The organism is Rhizobium leguminosarum bv. trifolii WSM2297 (assembly GCF_000271845.1).
Genome location: NZ_JH719393.1, coordinates 92,790 through 113,645, shown reverse-complemented (window position 1 = coordinate 113,645; position 20,856 = coordinate 92,790). Strand labels below are relative to the sequence as shown.

Sequence of the window (20,856 nt, the reverse complement as noted above, 5' to 3'; positions counted from 1 at the left end):
AAAAGCGCGTGTTTTGCTTCGACGCGTCAATCCCCGGAGTTGCATCATGAAAATTGCGCCGCAGCAGCGGATCTATGTCTGCTTCTTTCTCTTCGCCGTGTCGCTGGGGGCGCTGCTGTCGAGGATGCCGGATTTGCAGGTTGCGCTTGGCGTCGATAAGTCCGAACTCGGGTTGACGTTGATAGGGGCTGCGATCGGCGCCTTGATTTCGTTGACTTTGTCTTCGCCCTTGATCGCCGCGCTCGGCGCGCGGGCGACGGCGTTTATTACAGTTCTCGGCACATCTGCGCTGCTTTCGCTTGTCCCATGGATCGGTGGTGCGCCAGCCGTGTTCTGTGTGCTTTTCGTCGAGGGGCTACTCGCCGGCGCGCTGGAGATAAATCTCAATGTCGAGATCGACCGCATCGAAGCGCAGCTGGGACGCGGCGTGATGAACAGAGCCCATGGTTTCTGGAGCCTCGGCTTCTTCGTCACGGCGCTTGTCTCTTCGGTCGTGCGCCAAGCCGGTATTTCTATGCAGCTACATCTCGCCGTGACCTTTGTCGCGGTCCTTGCCATCGGCATCTGGGCGATCGCCGGCATGCGCAATGCGCCAGCGCGGATCACGTTGGACGAGGGCAAGGCGCCGCTGCTAGCGCTTCCTACCTGGGGGCTAATGCCGCTCTGCGTAATCGGCATCGGCGCCTTTCTCGTCGAAGGTGCCGGGATCGATTGGTCGGCGATCTATATGCGCGACGTGTTTTCAGTCGAGCCCTTCATCGGCGGACTGGGATTGACACTTTTCACTTTTTGCATGGCGCTGGCGCGCCTATTCGTCGATCCGCTGGTTGATCGGTTTGGCGCGCGGACCGTCGCCACGATGCTGCTTGTTCTTTCCGCGATCGGCATCTGCGCCGTCTGGGGCGCACCGCATGCCTATGTTGCACTGGCGGGCTTCGCCTTGATGGGCGCCGGCTGCAGCGCGGTCTATCCCCTGGCCGTCTCGGCGGCGGCCCAGCGCACTGATCGCGCGGCACATCTCAACGTCGCCGCTCTCGGCCAGATGACCTTCGTGGTCTTTTTCCTGGCGCCGCCGCTGCTCGGTTTAATTGCAGAACATGCAGGCATCAGGACCTCCTATCTCGTCTGCCTTCCGCTGGTCATCTACGCGCTCTTTTCGGTCAAGGCGCTTGCGACGCGCCGGGCCGCCAGCGGCGGTAGCGTTGCGACTGTCCGGAGCGTTTAATAGATGACAGATTGTGCTGCCGGTTTCCGGGACAGATCGGCCCAGAGATCGAACGCTGCTGCGCGACGAGGTGAACCACCTCCCCTTCCCGCCGCATCTTACCGTTGATCGCCATCATGCTGGCGCCGAGCACCACCCGGCGCGAGTTTTTGGCCAGACGAAGACATTGGCGATGCCCGTCTCGTCCCCGATAGTAATGAACATCATGCCCTTCGGCGCCTCGATCGACCGGCCCGTTGTCAATGACTTTCATGGCGCAGCGCGGTCTTTCGGATGGGCCGGCAAGCGAATTTGAAGAGCGTGACTGTATCTAGGCAGTGCCGCTGAAGCGGCGAAGCAATGCTCTCGCCCGAAGCCTCGTAATACTCCTGGCCCGGCACATGATAGATGCGCTCGCCGCTGCACTGCTTCAGGATGAACAGGCTGCGAGGTCCAGGCCAGTCAACCAGTCAGGATATTAGTACCAAAGCGGATCCTGTCCATTGCCGGACGCGGGCCGGGCGATGCTCAGGGACCATAGCCGATACGCAACTGCTCGGCAGCGACGTTGTCGCCATTTACCTGGCGCGGACGTGCTCACCCCGCGCCCTTGGAGACCTTAGCTCTTCTTAATATCGGCTTGACGGGACCTCGCGATCGCCTTTTCGACCTTCTTTAACAAGCTTTTAAGTTCGGGCTCGCGAACGAGACCAGCAGCTTCGAACGGTGAGAGCCATTGGCTGCTTCGTTGCTTTTCCTCCGGGAAGTTTTCATCCGTTTTTTTAGCTTCCAAAAGATGGACTTGGACTATGGACGGAACTCGTTCACCGGTGTCGAGTGTCTTGATATAGGTATAGTAGCCAAAGGGGCGCTTTTTCGCCTTTCCAATCACGCCGGCTTCTTCCCAAGCCTCGCGCTCGGCAACCTGGTGCGGTGACAGCGCACTGATAGGCCAGCCCTTGGGGATGACCCAGCGGCCGCTGTCGCGAGATGTGATCAACAGGACCTGGACCGCGTTTTCGTCAATTCTCCGGTAGCAGATAGCGGCAAACTGCTCCATCGCTTCTCCCCGAAACAGCTGTTCGGCCCCGGCTGCCAACCGGCTGAGGTATGATCTGGTTTTCTTGGCATTCATTTTAGCCGCCGCGCGCTGGCTGAGCTTTTGGCTGAAGGCATATTGATCTCCCGGGCGGCAAAGCGAAGGTGAAGCTCACATTGAACCAGCTAAACCATAGCTGAGTGACAATGCCTTCAAGCATACTGCTTTTTCAAGGCGGGATTGTCATAAATCTGTCACAAATCGGAATCGACCCCTTTCTCTTCAAGGAGATAGAGGTTAGGACACGGCTGTCCCGGATGACGGTCCGCTGTCGTCGTCTATAGTGCAGAGCAAAAAATCGCGAGGTTCTAATGCTGGGTTGGTTTCGAAGGTTGATGCCACGCGAAGACCGGTTTTTTGAACTCTTCGAGCAACATTCCAAGACGATCGTCGAAGCCGCACAAGCGTTAGACAGGTTGCTGTCGGGCATTGAGATCGAGCATCAATGCGAAACGATCGTTCGATTGGAAGACCGGGCGGACGATATCACCCGCGAAGTAATGCTGGCGGTCCGGCGAAGTTTCATCACCCCTTTCGATCGTGGAGACATCAAGGATCTCATTCAATCCATGGACGATGCGATCGACATGATGCACAAGACCGTTAAGACCATTCGGCTCTTCGAGCAGAGCAGCTTTGATCCGCGCATGCAGGAGATGGGCAAGACTATCGTCGAGGCCGCAAATCTTGTTGCGGAGGCAATCCCGCTGCTTGATCGCATGAACGCCAATGCACCGCGACTGTCAGCCATTGTCGAGCAGGTGACGCGCGTTGAGGGCCGGTCAGATGAGCTCCACGAGCAGGGGCTCAAAGACCTGTTTCGCCGGCACGGTGCCGACAATGCGATGGCCTACATGATCGGCAGCGAGATCTATGGCGAGCTGGAAAAGGTGGTCGACCGTTTCGAAGATGTCGCCAACGAGATCAGCGGCATCGTGATCGAGAATGTCTGATGGATGCCACTCTCGCATTTCCTCTGCTGGTCGGCCTTATCGGGGTCGCTCTGTTATTCGATTTTCTCAACGGCCTGCACGATGCGGCTAACTCGATAGCGACAATCGTATCGACGCGGGTTCTAAGGCCGCAATATGCGGTTCTGTGGGCAGCCTTCTTCAATTTCATCGCCTTCCTGTTCTTCGGGCTACATGTGGCCGAGACGCTCGGAACGGGCATTATCGATCCGGCGATTGTCACCCCGCAGGTGATCTTCGCGGCCCTGGTCGGCGCTATCGTCTGGAATGTCTTGACCTGGATATTCGGCATTCCGTCGAGTTCCTCCCATGCCCTGGTCGGCGGTCTCGTCGGCGCAGGCCTTGCCAAGACAGGGCTGAGCTCGATTGTCTGGAGCGGGCTTCTCAAGACGGCTGCCGCAATCGTCATGTCGCCGATGATAGGCTTTCTTCTAGCGCTGTTTCTCATCCTGGCGGTAACCTGGACTTTCATCCGGCAGACACCGTTTGCCGTCGATCGATCATTCCGCTTCCTGCAATTCCTGTCGGCATCGCTGTATTCTCTCGGCCATGGCGGCAATGACGCGCAGAAGACCATGGGTATCATTGCCGTGCTTCTTTACTCGCAGGGTTATCTCGGCGGCAGCTTTCATGTGCCGCTCTGGGTCGTGCTTTCATGCCAGGCCGCAATGGCCCTCGGCACGCTGTTCGGCGGCTGGCGCATCGTTCATACGATGGGTTCGAAGATCACTAGGCTGAACCCGATGCAAGGCTTCTGTGCCGAAACGGGCGGCGCTCTGACGCTCTTCGGCGCCACATGGCTCGGCATCCCCGTTTCGACAACCCACACCATAACCGGCGCCATCATCGGCGTCGGCGCTGCAAGGCGGGTCTCTGCGGTCCGGTGGGGCCTGGCGGGCAATATCGTGGTCGCATGGGTTGTTACCCTACCCGCTGCGGCGATCATTTCGGCACTCTCGTTTGGGCTCGTGACGGTTTTGAGCAGGCTTTTTTAGAATCTCTCGTCATAGAAGGAGGGCGAGAGCACTGGCAAGTCACAGCCTGCCATGCGCGAAATCTGCACGGGGCCGGGGGCGGCGTCCGGGGAAAGCCCGGCCAGCCAACCGAGTCCGAAGAAGCCGTTCTCGATCCGATTCCGGGGGCAGTAGGTCAACGCGACCGCGCTCGGATCAGTGTCCAGCTGCGACGGCTATCTCTCATGGCTAACCTCGCTTTGAGTGTGAGGGGGCGGCGCCTGGGAGACTGGCTGCATAGCGGAGATTCTTGTCGTCGGTTTCCGCATGAAGGATGCAAATTCCTTCCAGCCGCCCTCCAAGAGCGCGGTCATTCCGACGGAGACGCCGCCGCGTTTCGAGGACATCAAGCCGATCGGCTGAGACTTTAAGACCTATGGAACCCGGCAAAGCGCAAGGCAATGCTGGAACGCTGGGATCGCGAAATCGGCGCCACCGCCACCTGATGCCCTGAACGGCGGCGTCCGCATGACCGCGCACTTCAGTTTTGTGGCCTTGCCCCCCACTTCATCGTCAAGAAATCGTCGGATGAAAGCGCGGAAGGCAACAGCTCCGACTGAGCGCCACTGCGAGAGAATTAGCGGGAAAGCGAGTTGTCGTTCGCAGGCCCAATCGCCGCGTAGCCTGCTTGCGACAGATGCACATTCGACCCGACCAGCAAAATCCACTCCTGATTGCTGGCGTGAATTAACGCGGCCTCCACTTGGTCCAAGCTGAGCCCCTTGTCGATTCCATAGTCCATGATGGTATCGACCGGCACGCTGTCAGTGACTTTCTTGGCGCGCATGGCCATGAAGTCCAGGACAAGGCGGTTATGGGTGTTGGGGCTCACGGCAGCTCCGGTCGGTAGGACAGAGCAATCATCGCACGATTCCCGCCAATAGTGAAAGCAGGAAGGAAAGGCGGTGAGCGGCGCCGATGCCGTACCGGTAGTTTCGCGAGCCGCGACGAGGCGCCCACCGAAACAGTTGATATCGCGCGAAAGCCTGCTATGTTCCCTTTTTGTTTCGGCGCGAAAGCCGATCTCGTCGCGATCGCTGAGCCGCTATGAATGACCTGAGCTTATCCCCAGTCCGAAAAATCGTCCACGTCGACATGGATGCATTTTATGCGTCGGTCGAGCAGCGCGATAACCCGGAATTGCGCGGCAAACCGATCGCCGTCGGTGGATCTGCGGCCCGCGGCGTGGTGGCCGCAGCGAGCTACGAGGCACGCGCCTTCGGCGTCCATTCGGCGATGCCATCGGTGACAGCCAAGCGCAAATGCCTGGACCTGATCTTCGTGCCGCCCCGCTTCGATGTCTACAAGGCAGTGTCCCAGCAGATCCGCGAGATCTTCGCCGAATACACACCGCTGATCGAGCCGCTGTCGCTCGACGAGGCCTATCTCGATGTCACCGAAAATCTCAAGGGCATGGACATCGCCACCGAGATCGCGCTGGAGATCCGCGCAAAGATCAAGCAAGTCACCGGCCTCAACGCCTCGGCCGGGATTTCTTATAACAAGTTCCTCGCCAAGATGGCGAGCGACCTGAACAAGCCGAACGGCCAGGCTGTCATCACGCCGAGGAACGGACTGGCCTTCGTCGAGGCTCTGCCCGTCAAGAAATTCCATGGTGTCGGCCCGGCAACGGCCGAAAAGATGCATCGGCTCGGGATCGACACCGGCGCCGACCTCAAGGAAAAGACGCTTGAATTTCTGGTCGAACATTTTGGGAAGTCGGGACCCTATTTCTATGGCATCGCCCGCGGCATCGATGAGCGCCGCGTCAAGCCGGACCGCGTGCGCAAATCCGTTGGCGCCGAGGATACGTTTTCCCAGGACCTCCATAGCTACGAGCCAGCCCGCGAAGGGCTTCAGCCGCTGATCGAAAAGGTTTGGGCTTATTGCGAGGCCAATGCGATCGGCGCCAAGACGGTGACGCTCAAAGTCAAATACGCCGACTTCAACCAGATCACCCGCAGCAAGACGGTTCCCGCAGCGCTGCCGGGGATCACCGATCTCGAGGATATCGTCGACTTTCTGCTCGCGCCGATCTTTCCGCTGCGAAAAGGCATACGGCTGCTCGGCGTATCCCTGTCCTCGCTGGAACGGCGGGCCTCTGGGACGGAGCCGCAGTTGCGACTAGCGCTTTAGACCGCGAGCATCGCTTTCCAGGCACGGGCATCCAAGCAGGCAATGTATCCCTCGTACATGATCGTCGCTGCCCGTTCGTGGGATGAAGCGTCATGTTAAGGCCTCCGATTCTTCACCACCAGGAGTGAAGTGCGCGAGGTGCCGGACAGGAGGAAGTCATGACCCGCTACCGGTACGCCCCGAAGGTAGCGATGACTAAGCGGCTGTGCAATTGCTCGCCTTGAAGGGATGCGAACCACCGACCCCGCCATTCCACAATCGTGCAGTCGATGGGACAAGGAATTCGCGCGCCTGCGGCAAAATATCTCACTGCTAGATTTGGCACATCCGACGGCCGACGTATTGGAGTGGAGATCAGGCGTAGATTTTATCACCAAATGGTGCTATCCATAACACCATAATCAGGAAGCCAAACGATGCGATCGACCATCAATCTCGACGACACCCTCATGGAAAGGGCTAGATTTCTGACGGGCACGAAAGAAACCGCCACTCTGGTCCGCCAAGCGTTGGAGACGCTTGTTCGTGTGGAGTCGGGAAAACGCCTGATCGCGCTCGGCGGAACTATGCCGGATGCGGAGGCAGCCCCACGCCGCCGGAGCGCACCTGCCAAGTGATACTTGCCGACACTTCCATCTGGATCGATCATTTCCGGCATGCCGATTCAGAGCTGCGTAGGATTATTGAGGACGACCGTCTCTTATGCCATCCATCCGTAATCGGAGAGCTCGCACTTGGCAGCCTTCGGGATCGCAGTAGCGTGATAGCTTTCCTGGCGGCCCAGCGCGAAGCGTTCGTCGCTACGCACGACGAAGTTATGAGGATGATTGATCGCCACGCCATTTTTAGTATGGGCATTGGCTACACAGATGCCCACTTGATGGCCTCAGTCCTCCTCGATCAACGAGCGGTCTTATGGACCAGGGATAAGCGTCTGCGGGCAGCGGCCGAAAAGGCGGGGGCTTCACTGCACACCCCTGCCAACGCGCGAAACTAAATGCTGTATCGAAGCACCCACGCTGGTCGTCAGCCGCCTGAGCCCAGAGTTCCGATCGATACATTATGCGATCTTCTTCTCCAGAACGGCAACAAGCCGGACGCCTCGAAAACCCCCGCCGTGCGAGACCGTTGACCCACTATTTCAGTGCCAGTGGCGTGAAAGGTATTTATGGATTGGACCTTAGTCCAACAGGGCTGGTCGCGTTCGCTTACTTCACAATGCGATAGGCGATATGCCGAGCGGGTGGCGTGTCGAGCATGCTGGTGGGCTCAAGCTTGATCTGATTGGGCAGCGTGTCGAACAGGCGAGTCCCAGCACCAAAGAGCACCGGCACGATATGCAACTCGATCTCGTCGACAAACCCGCCGGCCAGTGCTTGGCGAAAGACGTCGGCTCCGCCCATGAGGCTCACATCCTTGCCTCTGGCCGCCGACTTCGCCTGCTTCACCGCGTCGGGAATTGTCCCAGCCGCGTGATAGATTCCAGCGCTGTGCGAGGCGAGTAACGGCCGGCGGGTGACGACGAAAAGCGGCAGCTTTAACGGCCCCGTCGGCCCGTTCTCATCCCAGTATGGGATCGAGTCGTCATAGCATTTGCGCCCGCAGATCACGCTGCCAACATTGCTGGTGAGGCGCTGCACATATGTATCGCCCTCTGCACCGCTGCTGAAGAACCATTCATGAAGAAATTCGCCGTTCTTGCCGAGTGGTTCCTCCCTGGTCTGGTTTCCTGCGGTAATGAAGCCGTCGAGCGACATGCTGATATTGAAAGCGACCTTGGTCATTTGCGTTCTCCGTGACCGATCGGTTAAGGTTACGCCTTCATGACGAATGGGTGTCGGTCAACTCTACATCTGGGCCACGAAATAGCTCGTCGCGGGCGGCGATCAGCGTGCCGAGGATATCTTCTCACAAGACCTCCCTGCCTTTGAACCGGCCCTTGAAGGGCCTCAGCCGCTGATCGAAAAGGTGTGAGCTTATTGCGAGGTCAATGGGATCGGCGCCAGACGGTGACGCTCAAGATCAAACGCCGACTTCCACCATATCACCCGCGGCAAGACGGTTGCGGCACCTCTGAGGATGATCGCCGATCTTGAGGACACCGTCAGCCTGCTGACGCCGAACTTTCCGCCGCGAAAAGGCATACGGCTGCTCGGCGTCGCCCTGTCCTCGCTGGAACGGCGGGCCTCTGGGACGGAGCCGCAGTTGCGACTAGCGCTTTAGACCGCAAGCATCGGCTGGGCGGGAGCGTAGTGGTGCTTGACGCGGAATGTACCCGCCGGCAGCGGCCGCAGGATTTCGTCTTCGGGGAGAAGACCGTCGAGCCAGGCCATGCATTGGTCGCGTGTCAGCACCGCCATCTGTCGGTCGTGAAATGGCGCAATATCGGCATTCGCCTCGATCGTCAGTATGGCATAGGCCTCCGGCCAACCATCGGTCGCCTGCCGCCAGATGCCGGCGAAATAAAACCAGTCGCCATTGGCGAGCGAGAAGCTGAAGTTCTTGTGGCGAAACTCAGATGCCGGCACCAGGCAGCGGAGCGTCGGAAACACTCGCCCTTCCGATCGGACCACGTTCACCGCACGTGGACCGCCGTTGCGGGGGCGCAGCCCCCAGGGCAGCTCCACCATCTCCACATCGCCATCATGGCGTCTTATGATGACGCGGCGCTCGTCGAGCGGGGCGTCGGACTGGAAAACCTTCGCGCTCATCATATATAGAACATATCAGGAACACGCTTTCGAAGCAACCAGCCTGAAATGGAGGACGCATGTGCAATGATTATCGGCTGATGGTGGATGCTGCCTCGATCGCCAAGGACTTCGCTGACCTGAAGATCAAGATCCGCTTCGGTGAAGGCATTCCGAACCTCGAAGCAAGGGAGGACATCAAGATCACCGATATCGGTCCCATCGTCAGAGCGATCGACGGCGCACAAGACGCCGAGCTCGTACAGCGGCGCTGGAGCTGGCCCGGGCCGAACAAGCGGCCGGTGTATAATTTCAGGTCGGAAGGCCGGGAGTTCACGTCCAATCGCTGCCTGATCGTCGCCGACGGTTTTTACGAGTTCACCAATCCCACGGAACCGAAAAAGAAGCGCAAGGACAAGTGGCTATTCACCAAGAAGGACGAGCCGATCTTCTGCATCGCCGGCATCTGGCGTGAAACGCCGGAGATGGGCCACGCCTTCACCATGCTGACGATGGAGCCGGGACCGGACATCGCACCCTATCACGATCGGCAGATCGTCATCCTGGAGCGGAATGCATGGGCCGAATGGCTCGATCCAACCGTCTCAGCCAAGTCCCTGATCAAGCCGCTTTCAGCGGGGACGTTGACGGTGGAACAGGTCGGTTGAATCCCGATACCGTCCGAAGAGAGCGGCGATTGGATGATCATGCACGGCTGCAGAAGCGGAAGGGCTCTTTCGCAACACTAGAACCCTGCATGGCTCCGAGCGATGGAATCACGTTCTTGCATGATGCTAGCTCAGGCCGGATGTTCAGCGATCCAGAACGTCTCGCACGCGGGCGGCAAGATCTTCGAAGGAGAACGGCTTGGGGAGCAAATGCACACCTTTGTCGAGACGACCGTGATGCACGATAGCGTTTCGGGAATACCCTGTTGTGAATAGAGCCTTCAATTCCGGGAAGCTCTCGCGCGCCTTGGAAACAACTTCCGCGCCGCTCATGCCGCCCGGCAAGACGACGTCCGAAAAGATCAGATCGACCCTGCCATTGCTGAACAAGGCTTGTAGCGCCGCAGGACCGTCCTTGGCTTCCAACACATGGTACCCAAGCTCTCGCAGCGACTCCACCGAATAGGCGCGAACATCTGGATCGTCCTCAACGACGAGCACGACCTCGCCGGCGGCGGCCTCCGGGATCGCCACGTTATCCATCGCCTCCTCGTCAGCCCCGTCGACGGACAATCGCGGCAGATACATCTTGACCGTGGTGCCCTCCCCCACCTCCGAGTAAATCTTCACATGGCCGTTCGACTGCTTCACAAAGCCGTAGACTTGGCTCAGACCCAAGCCGGTACCCTTGCCCTGGTCTTTGGTGGTGAAAAACGGCTCGAACACGTGTGAGAGCGTTTCGGCGTCCATGCCCATGCCGGTATCAGAAACGCTGATGGCCGTGTACTGTCCCGGCAGCACTTCGGCATGCGCCGAAGCATAGGCTTCGTCGAGATGCGCGTTGAAAGTTTCGATCGTGAGCTTGCCGCCGTCAGGCATCGCGTCGCGGGCGTTGATGGCGAGGTTGAGGAGCGCGCTTTCCAACTCGTTGGGGTCGGCTTCGGTCTTCCAAAGACCGCCCGCAAGCACGATCTCTATCTGGAAAATTTCTCCGAGCGTCCGATGCAGGAGTTCCGACATGCCGCGAATGAGGCCGTTCGCATCCACCGGCTTTGGGTCGAGCGGTTGCCTGCGAGCGAAAGCCAGCAGCCTTTGCGTGAGAGCAGCTGCCCGTCTTGCGCCATTCATCGCCTGGCCGGCGGCGCGCTTCAGCCGCCCTGACTCCTCCGGTAGGTTTCGAAGCAACGTGTCGAGATTGCCGACGATTATCTGGAGCAAATTGTTGAAGTCGTGCGCGACACCGCCGGTCAGTTGGCCGACCGCCTCCATCTTCTGCGCCTGCCGCAAAGCCTCGGCGTTTCGCGTCAGTTCCTCCGTCTTCTGTTTCACCAAGTCTTCGAGATTAATATTGAGATCCTTGAGCGCCGCTTCCGCGCGCCGTCGCTCCAGCAACTCGCGCTGGCCAGCCTCGAACAGGCGCGTATTATCCATTGCGATCGCCGCTTCACCTGCAAGACCGGCAAGCCCGCTCTCAGAGGCCTCGTCGAATACGCCAGCTTCCGAGTGGCCGAAGAACAGCCCGCCGATCACCTCGCCCGTTCGCGAAACCACGGGAACCGCGAGATAACTGCGAACCGGAAGATGGCCATCCGGCATGCCATGGTATGGTGCGTTTTTGCCGTATCGGCTGTCCTTTGTGATATCCTCGGAGCGGACGATGCCTTCGCCGAGGAAGGTCGCAGCGAAAACCTCCGTGTTTCGGGGCATCGGGAATTTCGAGAACGCTTCCCGAGAAACGCCGGACAGCGTGTAGAGCATGTAGCTCTCGCCCGCAGAATTGACGACGTTGTAGAAAAATGCACCGAACTGGGCGCCGGTGAGTTCGACGCCGGCGTCAGTCACCAACTGGACGACCTTCTCCAGATCGTTTTCCCGTGCGAGGGCGGCACCGGCTCGGTTCAGGATTTCGAGGGCACGTGTCCGTTCCCTGAGCGCGATCTCCGTTTGCCGCTGCTCGGTACGATCGCGCAGGATCTTGACGAAGCCGACCAGTGTCTTTTTGTCGTCGAGGATCGGCGTCGTCTCACCAACGGCCCAAATTCGACCGCCGTCTTGTTTCAGCCGCCATCCCTCGCCGCTGCCCTTGCCCTTCGAGCGGGCATCGGAGATCTCGGCAGCGAGAACGGCCGATCCTCCGTCTTCCGGTGGGAAAATGCCGATCAGAGTCTTCCCGAGCATTTCATCCTGGGACCAGCCGAGGAGCCTTTCCGCGCCTTTGCTCCATCCTGCGACGATACCCCCCGGGTCGAGCATGATGATGCCAGTATCAACTGCGCTATCGAGGATCTGTTGGAGACGTTCGGCCGGAAAATAGGTAGCGGCATTCATATTGATCGCCCGGTCGTTGAGATTCATTGAGGTAGGTATTGCGAACTTAGCATAATCGCGGCGTGCCGGAAGAGCACCCATTAGAGGCTCCGACTTGTCTCCTGAAGCGGATCGCAGGTTTCGTGGAAGCTCCTGAGACAGACGGTGTGAAGCGCGGGCCAATGGGGGCGCGCCGATAGCCATGCTCAACCGCAACAAGATCGTGTGAGCGCCGACCTTGTGCAAGGCGGGGTCCTCATGAGCGCGATTGTCGGCCGGTACCGCCCGGATACTCCTAACGACCCTCATGGCGCCTTCCGAACGGTAATCACCGGAATATCGACTTATTCCAGCCGGTCCGATAGCGGACGTGTCGCGGCATCGTTGGCCGATCCGCCCTTCACAAAAAGCCGAGGTACGTCAGGCAATCGTTTCTCCTGTTCGGAGCTCGCCTAGCGCCTCCGAAGGCATTTCCAAGAATAAGATAATATATGTGAGCTATTTCGTGTATGCTAAGCGATCGTCACCATTCCGAATAGGTAGGCCGTGACGACTGAGGGTTTATGTGTGCTCCCGCCTGCAGAACAGGAGCGCGCATGTTCGCCCCTCATCATTCAATCAAGAACAACCTTCTTCGACAGCTTGCGCCGCAAGCCCTAGCGGTTATCGGGGTTGATCTTTTTCCGGTCGATCTGCCGAAGGACTTCATCATCGCAGCCGCGGGTGGTCGTATCGAGCATGTTTATTTTCCAGATTCCGGCCTTGGCTCGGTCATCGTCATTTCACCGGATGGCAACAGGGCGGAAGGCGGAATGTTCGGCCGCGACGGCTTTTCGCCGGTGCAAGCCGCCGTTGGCTCTGACACCAGTCCCCATGAAGTCATCATGCAAGCCGCGGGCAGCGGTCATCGCATTGCGCTTGCCGCCTTTCTGAGAGCGCTGGAGGAGAGCCCGCCTTTCGCGCATCTGCTTGCCTGCTATTCGCAGGCGCTGGCAATCCAGGTGACGTTTACCGCACTGTCAAACGCGACCCATAACATCGAGGAGCGCCTGGCCCGTTGGCTATTGATGTGCCATGACAGAATGGATGGTAACCAACTGGTCCTCACCCATGACTACATTGCTATCATGCTGGCAGTCCGCCGTCCGAGCGTGACGACAGCATTGCACATTCTGGAAGGCAATCATTTCATCCGCAGCGAGAGGGGCCGCATCATCATCAGAGACAGGCCCGCGATGGAAGACTTCGCGCATGACGCCTATGGGAAGCCGGAGGAGGAATACCGCAGGCTTCTCAGGCAATCGCCTGAAGAACGAACAGACATTGTGACGTTGGCGGGCTGACGGCGTTCGCTATGTCCGTAACTGGCCTGGAACTGCTTGTGGAGAGGCTGGTTTGAAGGCGATGACGACGTTTTTCCATCTGAGTAACGCCGCCTCGAAGGACGTGCCGACGCAGGCCGAACGGCAAATTCGCGGCCTGGAAAGCGGCAGTTTGGCAGAAGTCTAATGCTCGTCAGGCGAATACCAAAAGGGCGATCATTGCCACTGCCGAGGTAATACCAGCCCCAGTCAGGCCCGTCGTCACATACCCGGAAACTCTACCGGTCTCACCGCGCCTTATCTGTTCGTTGGTGCCAAGAACAGCCGCCAGACCGGCGGCAATCCAGCATGTGAGTGTCAACGTCCCCAGAAGGATCGCCCAGTGCGATGCGTCGATAGAAAGCATCATCATGCGAACACCTTCACGGCGAGTGCTGCCTCCACGAACGTGCTACGGGCCAGCTCGGCGCTTTGACGGCGAGCGATGGCCTCGACACATCTGCGCTTCGCGATGCCGAACTCACGATGATTGGTCGACGGCCAGCGATGGAGAAGCGCCGCGAGCGCGGCGTTTGGTCCGTCGATGCGCTCGCGCATGCCATCGCCGATCCGAATGTACACCGGGGTCTTCCAAGTGACGCGGAAGTCGGCATCAATAATTTTTTCCATAAGAAACCTCCTTATCACGGTTTTGTCGACAACCTTCTTCGGACTGGCGAGTTCCCATGCCGCGCCTCTTGGTGCGCAATCGGACCGAAAGTTAGGGAACATCGGTGAAGGTCGCGATCGTTGATCTCAGGCGAAGAATTCCTCGGATCTCCGGCAGTGGGTTGTCTGGACCGACTGCCGCCAAAATTGAAGTGGTCATGCCCTCTGCCAAATATCCTGTCGTGCAACGTCATTCCGACCAGCATGGCTAAATCCGAAGCTTCTCGAATTTCCCAAAACATTGGATCATGCCACCTATGTCAGCTGAAGCTTGCGCTGGTTTCCCTGTCACGAAAGACCTGAGCAGCAGAGTAGCTTCAACGAATTGCCAGACGGAACCCAGCAGCTTATGGACTGCTTATGGAAATGGACGCTTCGAACACCCACCATACGCCGGACACGGACGCATTGATGGATACAATGCGCAATCTGACTAGGAACGAGGGTGTCACTCTAACGCCATTGCCTAAGGTTTGATGAAAATAAGCCAGTCGTTGCCCTATCATCGGGGACGGAATGCCGGCATGACACTGGCGGTGGCAGCCTCTGGAAAAAAAACGGTCTTAAATGGCCGTCTCGTCAACGATAGACGCCGCTTTCTGGTGCTGCATGGGGAGCGACCTTATGATGCTGTCGTTGAAGCCTCAGGCGACAACCCTTACATCGCGCTCAAGCTGCAGCTGCCGTTGCTTCTGGTGGCAAAGACGCTGATTGAACTGGCTGACACTCCATATCCGGTGCTGAATACCGCTCGGACATCCGAACTTCCAGCATATTGCGATGAGCTGACCGAGGATCTCGCAGGGCCGCTGCTACGACTGTTGCGCGCTTTTGACGACCCCGCTGATTGTCGGATGTTGGCGCCCTATTTGCTATCGATTGTTGCGATCGGATGCGGCCGGTATGCTCAGAGCGTCGGTGACACGCGAGGATACGAAGCTCGTGGCGGCTATGCGCTTTATCGAGGCCAACGCCGCGCAGCCTTCTGGTCGCGGATATCGCATCGGAAGTAGCAATGAGCCCATCCCATTTTGCGCATCGCTTCCAGGCCTGCTTCGGTCTGTCGCCGATGCGCTATCGAAAACAGGTACGACTTGAAAAAGCGCGACTGCTCCTCCTGAATTCCGAGGTAACCATTTCCATAGCGGCTGCAGACGCAGGCTATGCGAGTGACGCTCAATTTACACGGGATTTCAAGAACCTCTTCGGCTTATCCCCAGGGGCCTACGCACGAAACATGCAATCGCATTTCCGGGGCCCGATAGGAGCAGACAATGCTGCAATTCGCAGGATCGGGTAGGCTTTCCGCAGAATTGGGTCTGTGCCGTAGGCCCAATCGATTTTACCAGTGCAATCAGTTTCCTTCTGATGACACCGGAGCAAAAATGTCCATCAAAATCCTCGTACAGTTCAAAGCCCTCGCCGAAAAGCAAGTTGCCTTCCATGCAATCATGGAATCCGTCAAGACCGACTTGCCGAAGGCTCCCGGTTGCCTGAGCGCTACTGTCATGCAGGCCGCTGGTAATCCCTGCCAGTATGCTCTGGTCGAAACCTGGGACAGCGAAGCCAGGCACAAAGCCCATGTTCAGGGCCTCCTTTCGAATGGCGCGTGGGCGAAAATTGAAAGCCACTTGGATGGACAGCCGATCTCCGCCTATTTCCGTGAAATATCTTGACCGCCCAGTACTCAAATCCCTTTCTTTCCACGACTATGAACACACTCGATGGTGTGATCCGCGTTGAGACTTTCTTCCGACGCTGACTTTTCGGTGGCGCCTTGGCGGTTTTTGAAAACACGACTACCCCAGCCGCTCCCATAGAAAGCCCGCTGGGTCCGCTTGAGCAACTGGTTAGAGGGTTCAACAGCAAGCCTGTCGCGGCTGCCAAAACCGAGGTATAAGAAATTCGGTAGCCTTATCGCCTGCGAGAGCAATGCCTCTTATTGATCGAAAGAGACAGGAGCGAATGAAATGGATGTCGTTTTCTCACCAGTACTGACGGTTTGCGGCATCGAAGAACTATCGGGCCAGAGCACCCGAAGCGTCACCCATGTCCTGTCGCTGATTGATCCGGAGCATCCGGAGTTGGATGCATTCCAGACCTACGGCAAACACCACCGCACCACGCTACGCTTCCACGACATCATCGCGGCAGCAGCGGGGCGGGTGATGCCCCGCCCAGACCATGTGGAAGAGATCCTTCGTTTCGGAATGGATCTTCAGTCAAGGCATGACACAATTGAGTCAAGCCATCTACTCGTCCATTGCCATATGGGCGTGTCGCGCTCGACGGCGGCCATGCTGACCTTGATGGCACAGGCGAACCCAGATGAGTCTGCAGAGGACCTGTTCGGCCGTTTGATTGTGATCCGCCCGCAGGCGTGGCCGAATTCGCAGATGATCCGCTTCGCCGACGAGCAACTTGGGCGGAAAGGCGACCTTACAGCCGCGCTCGGCCGCCATTATGGCCGGCAGATCAAAAGTCGACCGCAGTTCACCGAGTGGATGACAACACTAGGTCGCCATGCCGAGCTGCAAATGGCCATTCTGAACTGACCACAGTTCGCTGGGCAGCAAGCTGGTAGACGATTGTGGCGAACCTAACGAACCTTGTCGCAGCAAAGTCCGTCTAGCTCCGTCACCTGTTTGAATACGAGCTGACGTTCGCTGGACCGGTCTCGCTTCGACGGTCGAGGACAAGGCTTGCCGTCAACGACGGTCCCTGGACATCGCTTCCTCGCAGGTGGCGACGGATGCGCGCATCTGCAGGAAGGTTCCCGGGTCAAGCTCGGTCGTAGGTGAACGATGTCAGCAGCGTGGTCACGAAATTGCTTGCTCGTTCCTTTACAAGCACCTCAGTCCACTCATCGGTTCCTCGAAGTCTCAAATCGGTATAGATGCTATCGACGGCAGCCTCTTCGATGCGTTTGATTTGTGCTTTGAAGTTTGCCTCGCCGCCGGCATGGTACATGTCACGGATGACCATGCGCAGGATTTCCTGGATTGCGATTTGCCACGACGTGTTGATCGCCTGGAGTTCGTTCGTATCCTGTGCCATGCGGGCTCCTTTAGTTTGTTTAGGTCCCAGCATGACGTCGTCATGCTGTCGGGTCGGGGCGTACGGGCAAAAGCTAGACTTGTCTTGCCTTGCGGTTGGCGTACCGCCGGTCGCGTTCGGCCTTTCGCATCGCCTCACCTTCGATCCCCGCGCTGTCCGCGCGTTTTCGGCGCTCTCCCGCGCTTGGGGTCTCGATACTCTTTTGCTCCTCGAGCTTCGCGCGCTCGCGTTCAAGACATCGCTCTACCTGAGCCGGACAATGATAGCGCGTTCGACTTGTCGCGCCATTTTAGCAGGTTTTACCGCAGTCTTTGGCGCACGGTCGATATTCAGGAGAACAAGCGGCGTCGGCGGATGGGGCGCGGCGGTCGGAAACTTCGTTGTTTCTGGCGCTCCTCGCTCCTATCCAGCTAATGAGGGCAAGATCAGCGCGCTTTGGCGCGTTTGGCGATGAGGTTGGATGTCGCCGAAATGCGGTCAGCCAGCTCTTTGGCAAGACGTGCCTCACGCAGCCTTAGGGTCTTGGCGTCTCGGGCCTGAGCCACGGATTCGAGCTCTTCCACCGCGTTATTCTTGGCAAAGAACTGAGTCTGAACGGTGCCGAAGGCGATCTCCGCCTGCTGGCGGGATTTGCTGTGTGCTTGTGTCATTGGAACCTTCATTAGTTCGGCTAGCAACCGAAACGAAAAAGGCCAGGCAAAACGCCTGGCCTTGATGAAATAGCTTCCGGCAGTGCCAGTACATCCGTGGTCAAAGGGAAGCAGATATCGCTTAAGCGGACTGCAGATTGCAGGCCGACATTTTGCCCGACTTGTTGTCGCGCTCGAGCTCGAACCCGATCTTCTGGCCTTCGACGAGCTCGCGCATTCCGGCGCGCTCAACGGCAGAGATGTGAACGAAAGCGTCGGCGCCGCCATTATCAGGCTGAATGAAGCCGAAGCCCTTGGTGGAATTAAACCATTTAACTGTGCCAGTGGTCATGATGAACCCTTTCAAAGCATAGAGTGAAGAACCGCGAAGCCAATGCTGCGCAGATGGAAACCGACTATTTTTGAAAGGGAAGTTCGTTTAAGCGCGGTGCCAATGGCGCGGTAGACAAAGCTCGGCAAGCAAAAGATCGATGATGCATCAATAATGAACTGAGACTGCTGTGTCAACGATTAGTTTTCGTCAGGCGGCACCTTCAATCTCAGATTGCATCGGCCATTCGCCGGTCATGCCAATCCATCTAACTTGCGATGTTCGTCCAGCTCATGCGTGAACAGGAAATTGTTCTCTTCCATCCACTCTCTGATGATGTATCTCATCATGTCCTCTCGTGTCAGCCCCAGCTCGCTGGCCAAGTCCAATAAGACTTCATCAACATCGTCGTCCATAGAAACCGTCGTAGCGTTGCGCAGCCGGAGTGCGGTTCGCCGAAGCAGGATCTGCAGATCTGGACGCGGGATGTCCGCGATCCGGTCAGCGGCATCCTGGAGAAGCGTGGCGGCGTTGGACGATGTCATCATTATAACCGCTTCCGTGCGTGCTCACCATTTGCATACCCCGAAGGTTGTCGTCTGCCTCTTATGGCAGCGGAATCTGTTGGAGATGAACTTCGCGAGAAGTAGCTTTGACAAGTGTTCAGGTGCCGGCAGCCAACTTGACCGCAACCGAAGAACGGATCCCTTGAATCCGTTTGCGATTTTTTTCAAACTCCGCGGATGATTTCGAGGGCAGCGGTGTTTTTCCAAAGTGCCGGCTGAGTTCGAGAGAAAGGGCGGCGGGCGAGGTCATGCCGTCGTGATAAAGCTTAAACAGCAGTCTGACGGCGATGTTGTAATATTTGGGGTCTGCGAGGATAGATGTGGAATCGTATCCGGCGTCGTCGAGGACACCTTGTAATACAGCCAGGTCGGACGTCCGCACAGAGATGTTGAGATTGGAAGACATTCTGTCCTCCTTCAATTTGGGGCGAAGGCAAGGCATCTAACCGACCTCCCTGCAGTAGCGCCCTGAAAACAGCTACTGAAGACTAACCGTGCGCCTAATTAATGCGGGTGGCAAACTAAATATTCCAATATGAGCAGGAAGCGGTCATCTTGTGCATTGGAATGACTCGGATCTCAAAATTCATAGAAGCTTTCGCCTTATGGTATCTGAACTCCGTTGCCGGCTCGCCATCACCGAACCCAACGATCCGGCTATCGCGCTCCCTGCGCTGAAAGAATCTTCGGCATTTGCTCGCTCAATCGCCTCGCTCATCATCTCTCTTGATCGCAGTGGCGTCCACGGCTCGCGTTGCACCCCCTTCGTTTTCCCAGGATGCCAAAGCCTTGGGATCTGCGCCCAGTTTCCGGCGTCTTGAAGAGGGATAGGCGGGCGCCGGGATCGTCGCCTCCTTGATGCGGCGTATCATCATCACTTCTTCATGATGGATGCCACATTCTGACGCAACGAGATCTGACGTCGCGTAGTCCGCCCGCTTGAGCATGGACCGCAGCCGCCAATGCTCGCCGCTTTTCGCAGCAATTCCCGCCCTGATAATTACTACCATAACCACCCTCTCAAAATGAGACTAATGATGACGGCGAAGCTCACCAGGATGGAGGCCCGGAATAAGAAGTCGCCATAAGCCGCGATTCGGAAAGAGTGTTTGAAGGCGGAAGACATCTTGTCCTCCTTTGATTGGGGCGAAGGGCGCCACCCCTTGATCGGCAGCGCCCGTTTCATCGGCTGCCGGTTTGTAAACATGCGCGCTTATTGCGCTTTATCCAAGGAAAAAGCGACGGAACGCTATGCGCGGCGCCATATAATTTTCAGTCCTGCCGTTCGGTCGCGGGCGAGAGGCGTGGGCTCTGTGTGTTGGCTCGTTCAGCGACACCAACCCGGCGGTCGTGACAGTACGGAGACGGCGAAAGGAATCCTACTATCGCCGCCTGTGTGATATAGTCTCTCATGACCTATTCCCCAAAAGACCTGGAAGTCGCGCGCCGGCAAGTCATTGTTGACCGGCAAATGATTTGCGCGCAGCAGAGCCTGATCGACGGGATGTTGACGCGAGGCGAGCCCGCCAGGCTGGCGCTCGAGAGAGCTGGTCGCCTTGACAGAGGATTGCGCAACCATTGCTTCCATCAGGATCTGATTGTGGCTTCGATCCGATTGGAGCGCTGAGCCGGCCGGCGCGCGCTGGCCCCGTCGGTGGGTGTCAGCCCTTTTCACTCCCCCGCTTTTTGTCTGCCTGCCCGCCACGCCCCTCCGCTTCCCGGGTGGCGATCTTCCTACTGTAATCGGTTCGCGCCTGCTCGAGTTCTCCCATTGTAGGAAGATCCTGGACAGCCAGCCCCTTGTCATCGGCTTCGATGCGTCGGCGCTTGCTGGACCGATGCCGCGGCTTCGTTGATTCACGAAGCTGGTCGGCTGCACGCACTTGCCCGGGTGGCACGGCGAGGTCGGCGCGCGCGGCGACGGCATCCGCGATCAATTCCCTGGCGGAGGGATTGCCATCCGGGCGCTCGCCGTTGGCGCTGAAGTCGTGGCGGTCACTGGCGGTAAAGGGCTTGGCGTTGTTATGTCTCGACATCTGCATGCGTCCTTTGTTCATTGTGAAGTCGCGAGGCTACCGTTCGCCGGCCAAGGCGCTTTCCCGGCAGGCCTCCTAATCGTCGAGCAGGTGGGGGTCGTCGGCGTGTATTTTCCTGG

General features: G+C 58.0%; 27 protein-coding genes and 3 pseudogenes. 15 read left to right on the top strand and 15 right to left on the bottom strand.

What is annotated here, in order from left to right; genetic code table 11:
* The first annotated feature begins 46 nt into the window (after positions 1–46).
* Entirely contained in the window at positions 47–1,225 is a 1,179-nt protein-coding gene (locus tag RLEG4DRAFT_RS04380; protein WP_003575519.1) for an MFS transporter, read from the top strand.
* Between the two features lie 29 nt (positions 1,226–1,254).
* Here RLEG4DRAFT_RS04380 and RLEG4DRAFT_RS59855 read toward each other — a convergent pair.
* A pseudogene (locus tag RLEG4DRAFT_RS59855) lies at positions 1,255–1,438 on the bottom strand (hypothetical protein); the annotation flags it as partial.
* 385 nt (positions 1,439–1,823) lie between these two features.
* Entirely contained in the window at positions 1,824–2,339 is a 516-nt protein-coding gene (locus RLEG4DRAFT_RS04375) for an NUDIX hydrolase (RefSeq protein WP_003575517.1), read from the bottom strand.
* Between the two features lie 275 nt (positions 2,340–2,614).
* Here RLEG4DRAFT_RS04375 and RLEG4DRAFT_RS04370 point away from each other — a divergent pair, with 275 nt between their 5' ends.
* From RLEG4DRAFT_RS04370 to RLEG4DRAFT_RS39945, 3 genes and pseudogenes are all read left to right on the top strand, one after another.
* Complete coding sequence (locus RLEG4DRAFT_RS04370; RefSeq protein WP_003575515.1) at positions 2,615–3,256, top strand: DUF47 domain-containing protein; 642 nt, start codon at positions 2,615–2,617, stop codon at positions 3,254–3,256.
* A complete protein-coding gene (locus RLEG4DRAFT_RS04365; RefSeq protein WP_003575513.1) occupies positions 3,256–4,269 on the top strand; it encodes an inorganic phosphate transporter in 1,014 nt (337 codons plus the stop codon). The genes RLEG4DRAFT_RS04370 and RLEG4DRAFT_RS04365 overlap by 1 nt, the downstream gene beginning before the upstream one ends.
* Before the next feature lie 282 nt (positions 4,270–4,551).
* Positions 4,552–4,733 (top strand): annotated as a pseudogene (locus RLEG4DRAFT_RS39945) (iron ABC transporter substrate-binding protein); the annotation flags it as partial.
* Positions 4,734–4,864: 131 nt separating this feature from the next.
* Here the strand turns inward: RLEG4DRAFT_RS39945 and RLEG4DRAFT_RS04360 are convergent.
* Entirely contained in the window at positions 4,865–5,119 is a 255-nt protein-coding gene (locus tag RLEG4DRAFT_RS04360; protein ID WP_003575512.1) for a hypothetical protein, read from the bottom strand.
* 215 nt (positions 5,120–5,334) lie between these two features.
* On the opposite strand from RLEG4DRAFT_RS04360, the gene dinB reads away from it, so the two are divergent.
* The 3 genes from dinB to RLEG4DRAFT_RS04345 all read left to right on the top strand — a co-directional run bounded on the left by dinB (position 5,335) and on the right by RLEG4DRAFT_RS04345 (position 7,420).
* Positions 5,335–6,423: a DNA polymerase IV gene (gene dinB, locus RLEG4DRAFT_RS04355; RefSeq protein WP_003575510.1), complete on the top strand. Its 1,089-nt coding sequence runs from the start codon at positions 5,335–5,337 to the stop codon at positions 6,421–6,423.
* A gap of 416 nt (positions 6,424–6,839) precedes the next feature.
* Positions 6,840–7,040 (top strand): type II toxin-antitoxin system VapB family antitoxin, encoded by a 201-nt coding sequence (locus tag RLEG4DRAFT_RS04350; RefSeq protein ID WP_003575508.1) that lies wholly within the window; start codon positions 6,840–6,842, stop codon positions 7,038–7,040.
* A complete protein-coding gene (locus tag RLEG4DRAFT_RS04345; protein ID WP_037093234.1) occupies positions 7,037–7,420 on the top strand; it encodes a type II toxin-antitoxin system VapC family toxin in 384 nt (127 codons plus the stop codon). Before RLEG4DRAFT_RS04350 ends, RLEG4DRAFT_RS04345 begins: the two co-directional genes overlap by 4 nt.
* Positions 7,421–7,631: 211 nt before the next feature.
* Here the strand turns inward: RLEG4DRAFT_RS04345 and RLEG4DRAFT_RS04340 are convergent, their stop codons facing one another.
* Complete coding sequence (locus tag RLEG4DRAFT_RS04340) at positions 7,632–8,207, bottom strand: dihydrofolate reductase family protein (protein WP_003575503.1); 576 nt, start codon at positions 8,205–8,207, stop codon at positions 7,632–7,634.
* A 109-nt stretch (positions 8,208–8,316) separates the two neighbouring features.
* Between RLEG4DRAFT_RS04340 and RLEG4DRAFT_RS39935 the strand changes: the two are divergent.
* A pseudogene (locus RLEG4DRAFT_RS39935) lies at positions 8,317–8,646 on the top strand (DNA polymerase IV); the annotation flags it as partial.
* On the opposite strand, the gene RLEG4DRAFT_RS04330 reads toward RLEG4DRAFT_RS39935, so the two are convergent.
* Positions 8,643–9,137, bottom strand: a complete 495-nt coding sequence (locus RLEG4DRAFT_RS04330) for an SOS response-associated peptidase family protein (RefSeq protein WP_037093230.1) — start codon at positions 9,135–9,137, stop codon at positions 8,643–8,645. The pseudogene RLEG4DRAFT_RS39935 and the gene RLEG4DRAFT_RS04330 overlap by 4 nt on opposite strands.
* A 56-nt stretch (positions 9,138–9,193) precedes the next feature.
* Between RLEG4DRAFT_RS04330 and RLEG4DRAFT_RS04325 the strand changes: the two genes are divergently transcribed.
* Positions 9,194–9,781 carry an SOS response-associated peptidase gene (locus tag RLEG4DRAFT_RS04325; protein WP_003575499.1) on the top strand — a complete coding sequence of 196 codons (588 nt, stop codon included), beginning with the start codon at positions 9,194–9,196 and terminating at the stop codon, positions 9,779–9,781.
* A 144-nt stretch (positions 9,782–9,925) separates the two neighbouring features.
* Here the strand turns inward: RLEG4DRAFT_RS04325 and RLEG4DRAFT_RS04320 are convergent, their stop codons facing one another.
* Positions 9,926–12,136: an ATP-binding protein gene (locus RLEG4DRAFT_RS04320; protein ID WP_432416782.1), complete on the bottom strand. Its 2,211-nt coding sequence runs from the start codon at positions 12,134–12,136 to the stop codon at positions 9,926–9,928.
* A gap of 548 nt (positions 12,137–12,684) precedes the next feature.
* Between RLEG4DRAFT_RS04320 and RLEG4DRAFT_RS04315 the strand changes: the two genes are divergently transcribed.
* Positions 12,685–13,431 carry a Crp/Fnr family transcriptional regulator gene (locus RLEG4DRAFT_RS04315; RefSeq protein ID WP_003575496.1) on the top strand — a complete coding sequence of 249 codons (747 nt, stop codon included), beginning with the start codon at positions 12,685–12,687 and terminating at the stop codon, positions 13,429–13,431.
* Positions 13,432–13,603: 172 nt separating this feature from the next.
* Here RLEG4DRAFT_RS04315 and RLEG4DRAFT_RS04310 read toward each other — a convergent pair whose 3' ends face one another.
* Complete coding sequence (locus RLEG4DRAFT_RS04310; protein WP_003575495.1) at positions 13,604–13,822, bottom strand: hypothetical protein; 219 nt, start codon at positions 13,820–13,822, stop codon at positions 13,604–13,606.
* On the bottom strand, positions 13,819–14,079 hold the full coding sequence (locus tag RLEG4DRAFT_RS04305; RefSeq protein WP_003575494.1) for a DUF982 domain-containing protein: 261 nt from the start codon (positions 14,077–14,079) through the stop codon (positions 13,819–13,821). Before RLEG4DRAFT_RS04305 ends, RLEG4DRAFT_RS04310 begins: the two co-directional genes overlap by 4 nt.
* 563 nt (positions 14,080–14,642) lie before the next feature.
* On the opposite strand from RLEG4DRAFT_RS04305, the gene RLEG4DRAFT_RS04300 reads away from it, so the two are divergent.
* The 4 genes from RLEG4DRAFT_RS04300 (at position 14,643) to RLEG4DRAFT_RS04285 (ending at position 16,673) form a co-directional block, all read left to right on the top strand.
* The gene (locus tag RLEG4DRAFT_RS04300; RefSeq protein WP_037093229.1) at positions 14,643–15,131 is read left to right on the top strand and encodes an AraC family transcriptional regulator N-terminal domain-containing protein; all 489 of its coding nucleotides are present in this window, start codon (positions 14,643–14,645) and stop codon (positions 15,129–15,131) included.
* Between the two features lie 2 nt (positions 15,132–15,133).
* Positions 15,134–15,418 (top strand): helix-turn-helix transcriptional regulator, encoded by a 285-nt coding sequence (locus RLEG4DRAFT_RS59850; RefSeq protein ID WP_051040879.1) that lies wholly within the window; start codon positions 15,134–15,136, stop codon positions 15,416–15,418.
* A complete protein-coding gene (locus RLEG4DRAFT_RS04290; RefSeq protein WP_125869613.1) occupies positions 15,393–15,794 on the top strand; it encodes a putative quinol monooxygenase in 402 nt (133 codons plus the stop codon). The genes RLEG4DRAFT_RS59850 and RLEG4DRAFT_RS04290 overlap by 26 nt, the downstream gene beginning before the upstream one ends.
* Before the next feature lie 294 nt (positions 15,795–16,088).
* On the top strand, positions 16,089–16,673 hold the full coding sequence (locus tag RLEG4DRAFT_RS04285) for a tyrosine phosphatase family protein (RefSeq protein WP_003575490.1): 585 nt from the start codon (positions 16,089–16,091) through the stop codon (positions 16,671–16,673).
* A gap of 226 nt (positions 16,674–16,899) precedes the next feature.
* On the opposite strand, the gene RLEG4DRAFT_RS04280 is transcribed toward RLEG4DRAFT_RS04285, so the two are convergent.
* The 6 genes from RLEG4DRAFT_RS04280 to RLEG4DRAFT_RS04255 all read right to left on the bottom strand — a co-directional run bounded on the left by RLEG4DRAFT_RS04280 (position 16,900) and on the right by RLEG4DRAFT_RS04255 (position 19,711).
* Positions 16,900–17,175 (bottom strand): hypothetical protein, encoded by a 276-nt coding sequence (locus RLEG4DRAFT_RS04280; RefSeq protein ID WP_003575489.1) that lies wholly within the window; start codon positions 17,173–17,175, stop codon positions 16,900–16,902.
* Between the two features lie 425 nt (positions 17,176–17,600).
* A complete protein-coding gene (locus RLEG4DRAFT_RS04275) occupies positions 17,601–17,825 on the bottom strand; it encodes a hypothetical protein (RefSeq protein ID WP_003575488.1) in 225 nt (74 codons plus the stop codon).
* A 121-nt stretch (positions 17,826–17,946) separates the two neighbouring features.
* The gene (locus RLEG4DRAFT_RS04270) at positions 17,947–18,156 is read right to left on the bottom strand and encodes a cold-shock protein (protein ID WP_003575487.1); all 210 of its coding nucleotides are present in this window, start codon (positions 18,154–18,156) and stop codon (positions 17,947–17,949) included.
* 233 nt (positions 18,157–18,389) lie between these two features.
* Positions 18,390–18,680, bottom strand: coding sequence for a ribbon-helix-helix protein, CopG family (locus tag RLEG4DRAFT_RS04265; protein WP_037093430.1), 291 nt, complete (start codon positions 18,678–18,680; stop codon positions 18,390–18,392).
* Between the two features lie 118 nt (positions 18,681–18,798).
* Positions 18,799–19,107, bottom strand: a complete 309-nt coding sequence (locus RLEG4DRAFT_RS04260; RefSeq protein ID WP_003575485.1) for a hypothetical protein — start codon at positions 19,105–19,107, stop codon at positions 18,799–18,801.
* 295 nt (positions 19,108–19,402) lie between these two features.
* Positions 19,403–19,711, bottom strand: coding sequence for a hypothetical protein (locus RLEG4DRAFT_RS04255; protein ID WP_003575484.1), 309 nt, complete (start codon positions 19,709–19,711; stop codon positions 19,403–19,405).
* Between the two features lie 401 nt (positions 19,712–20,112).
* Here RLEG4DRAFT_RS04255 and RLEG4DRAFT_RS04245 point away from each other — a divergent pair, with 401 nt between their 5' ends.
* On the top strand, positions 20,113–20,328 hold the full coding sequence (locus RLEG4DRAFT_RS04245) for a hypothetical protein (protein WP_037093226.1): 216 nt from the start codon (positions 20,113–20,115) through the stop codon (positions 20,326–20,328).
* Between the two features lie 34 nt (positions 20,329–20,362).
* Here RLEG4DRAFT_RS04245 and RLEG4DRAFT_RS04240 read toward each other — a convergent pair whose 3' ends face one another.
* Positions 20,363–20,737 carry a hypothetical protein gene (locus tag RLEG4DRAFT_RS04240; protein WP_003575482.1) on the bottom strand — a complete coding sequence of 125 codons (375 nt, stop codon included), beginning with the start codon at positions 20,735–20,737 and terminating at the stop codon, positions 20,363–20,365.
* Positions 20,738–20,856: the final 119 nt, after the last annotated feature.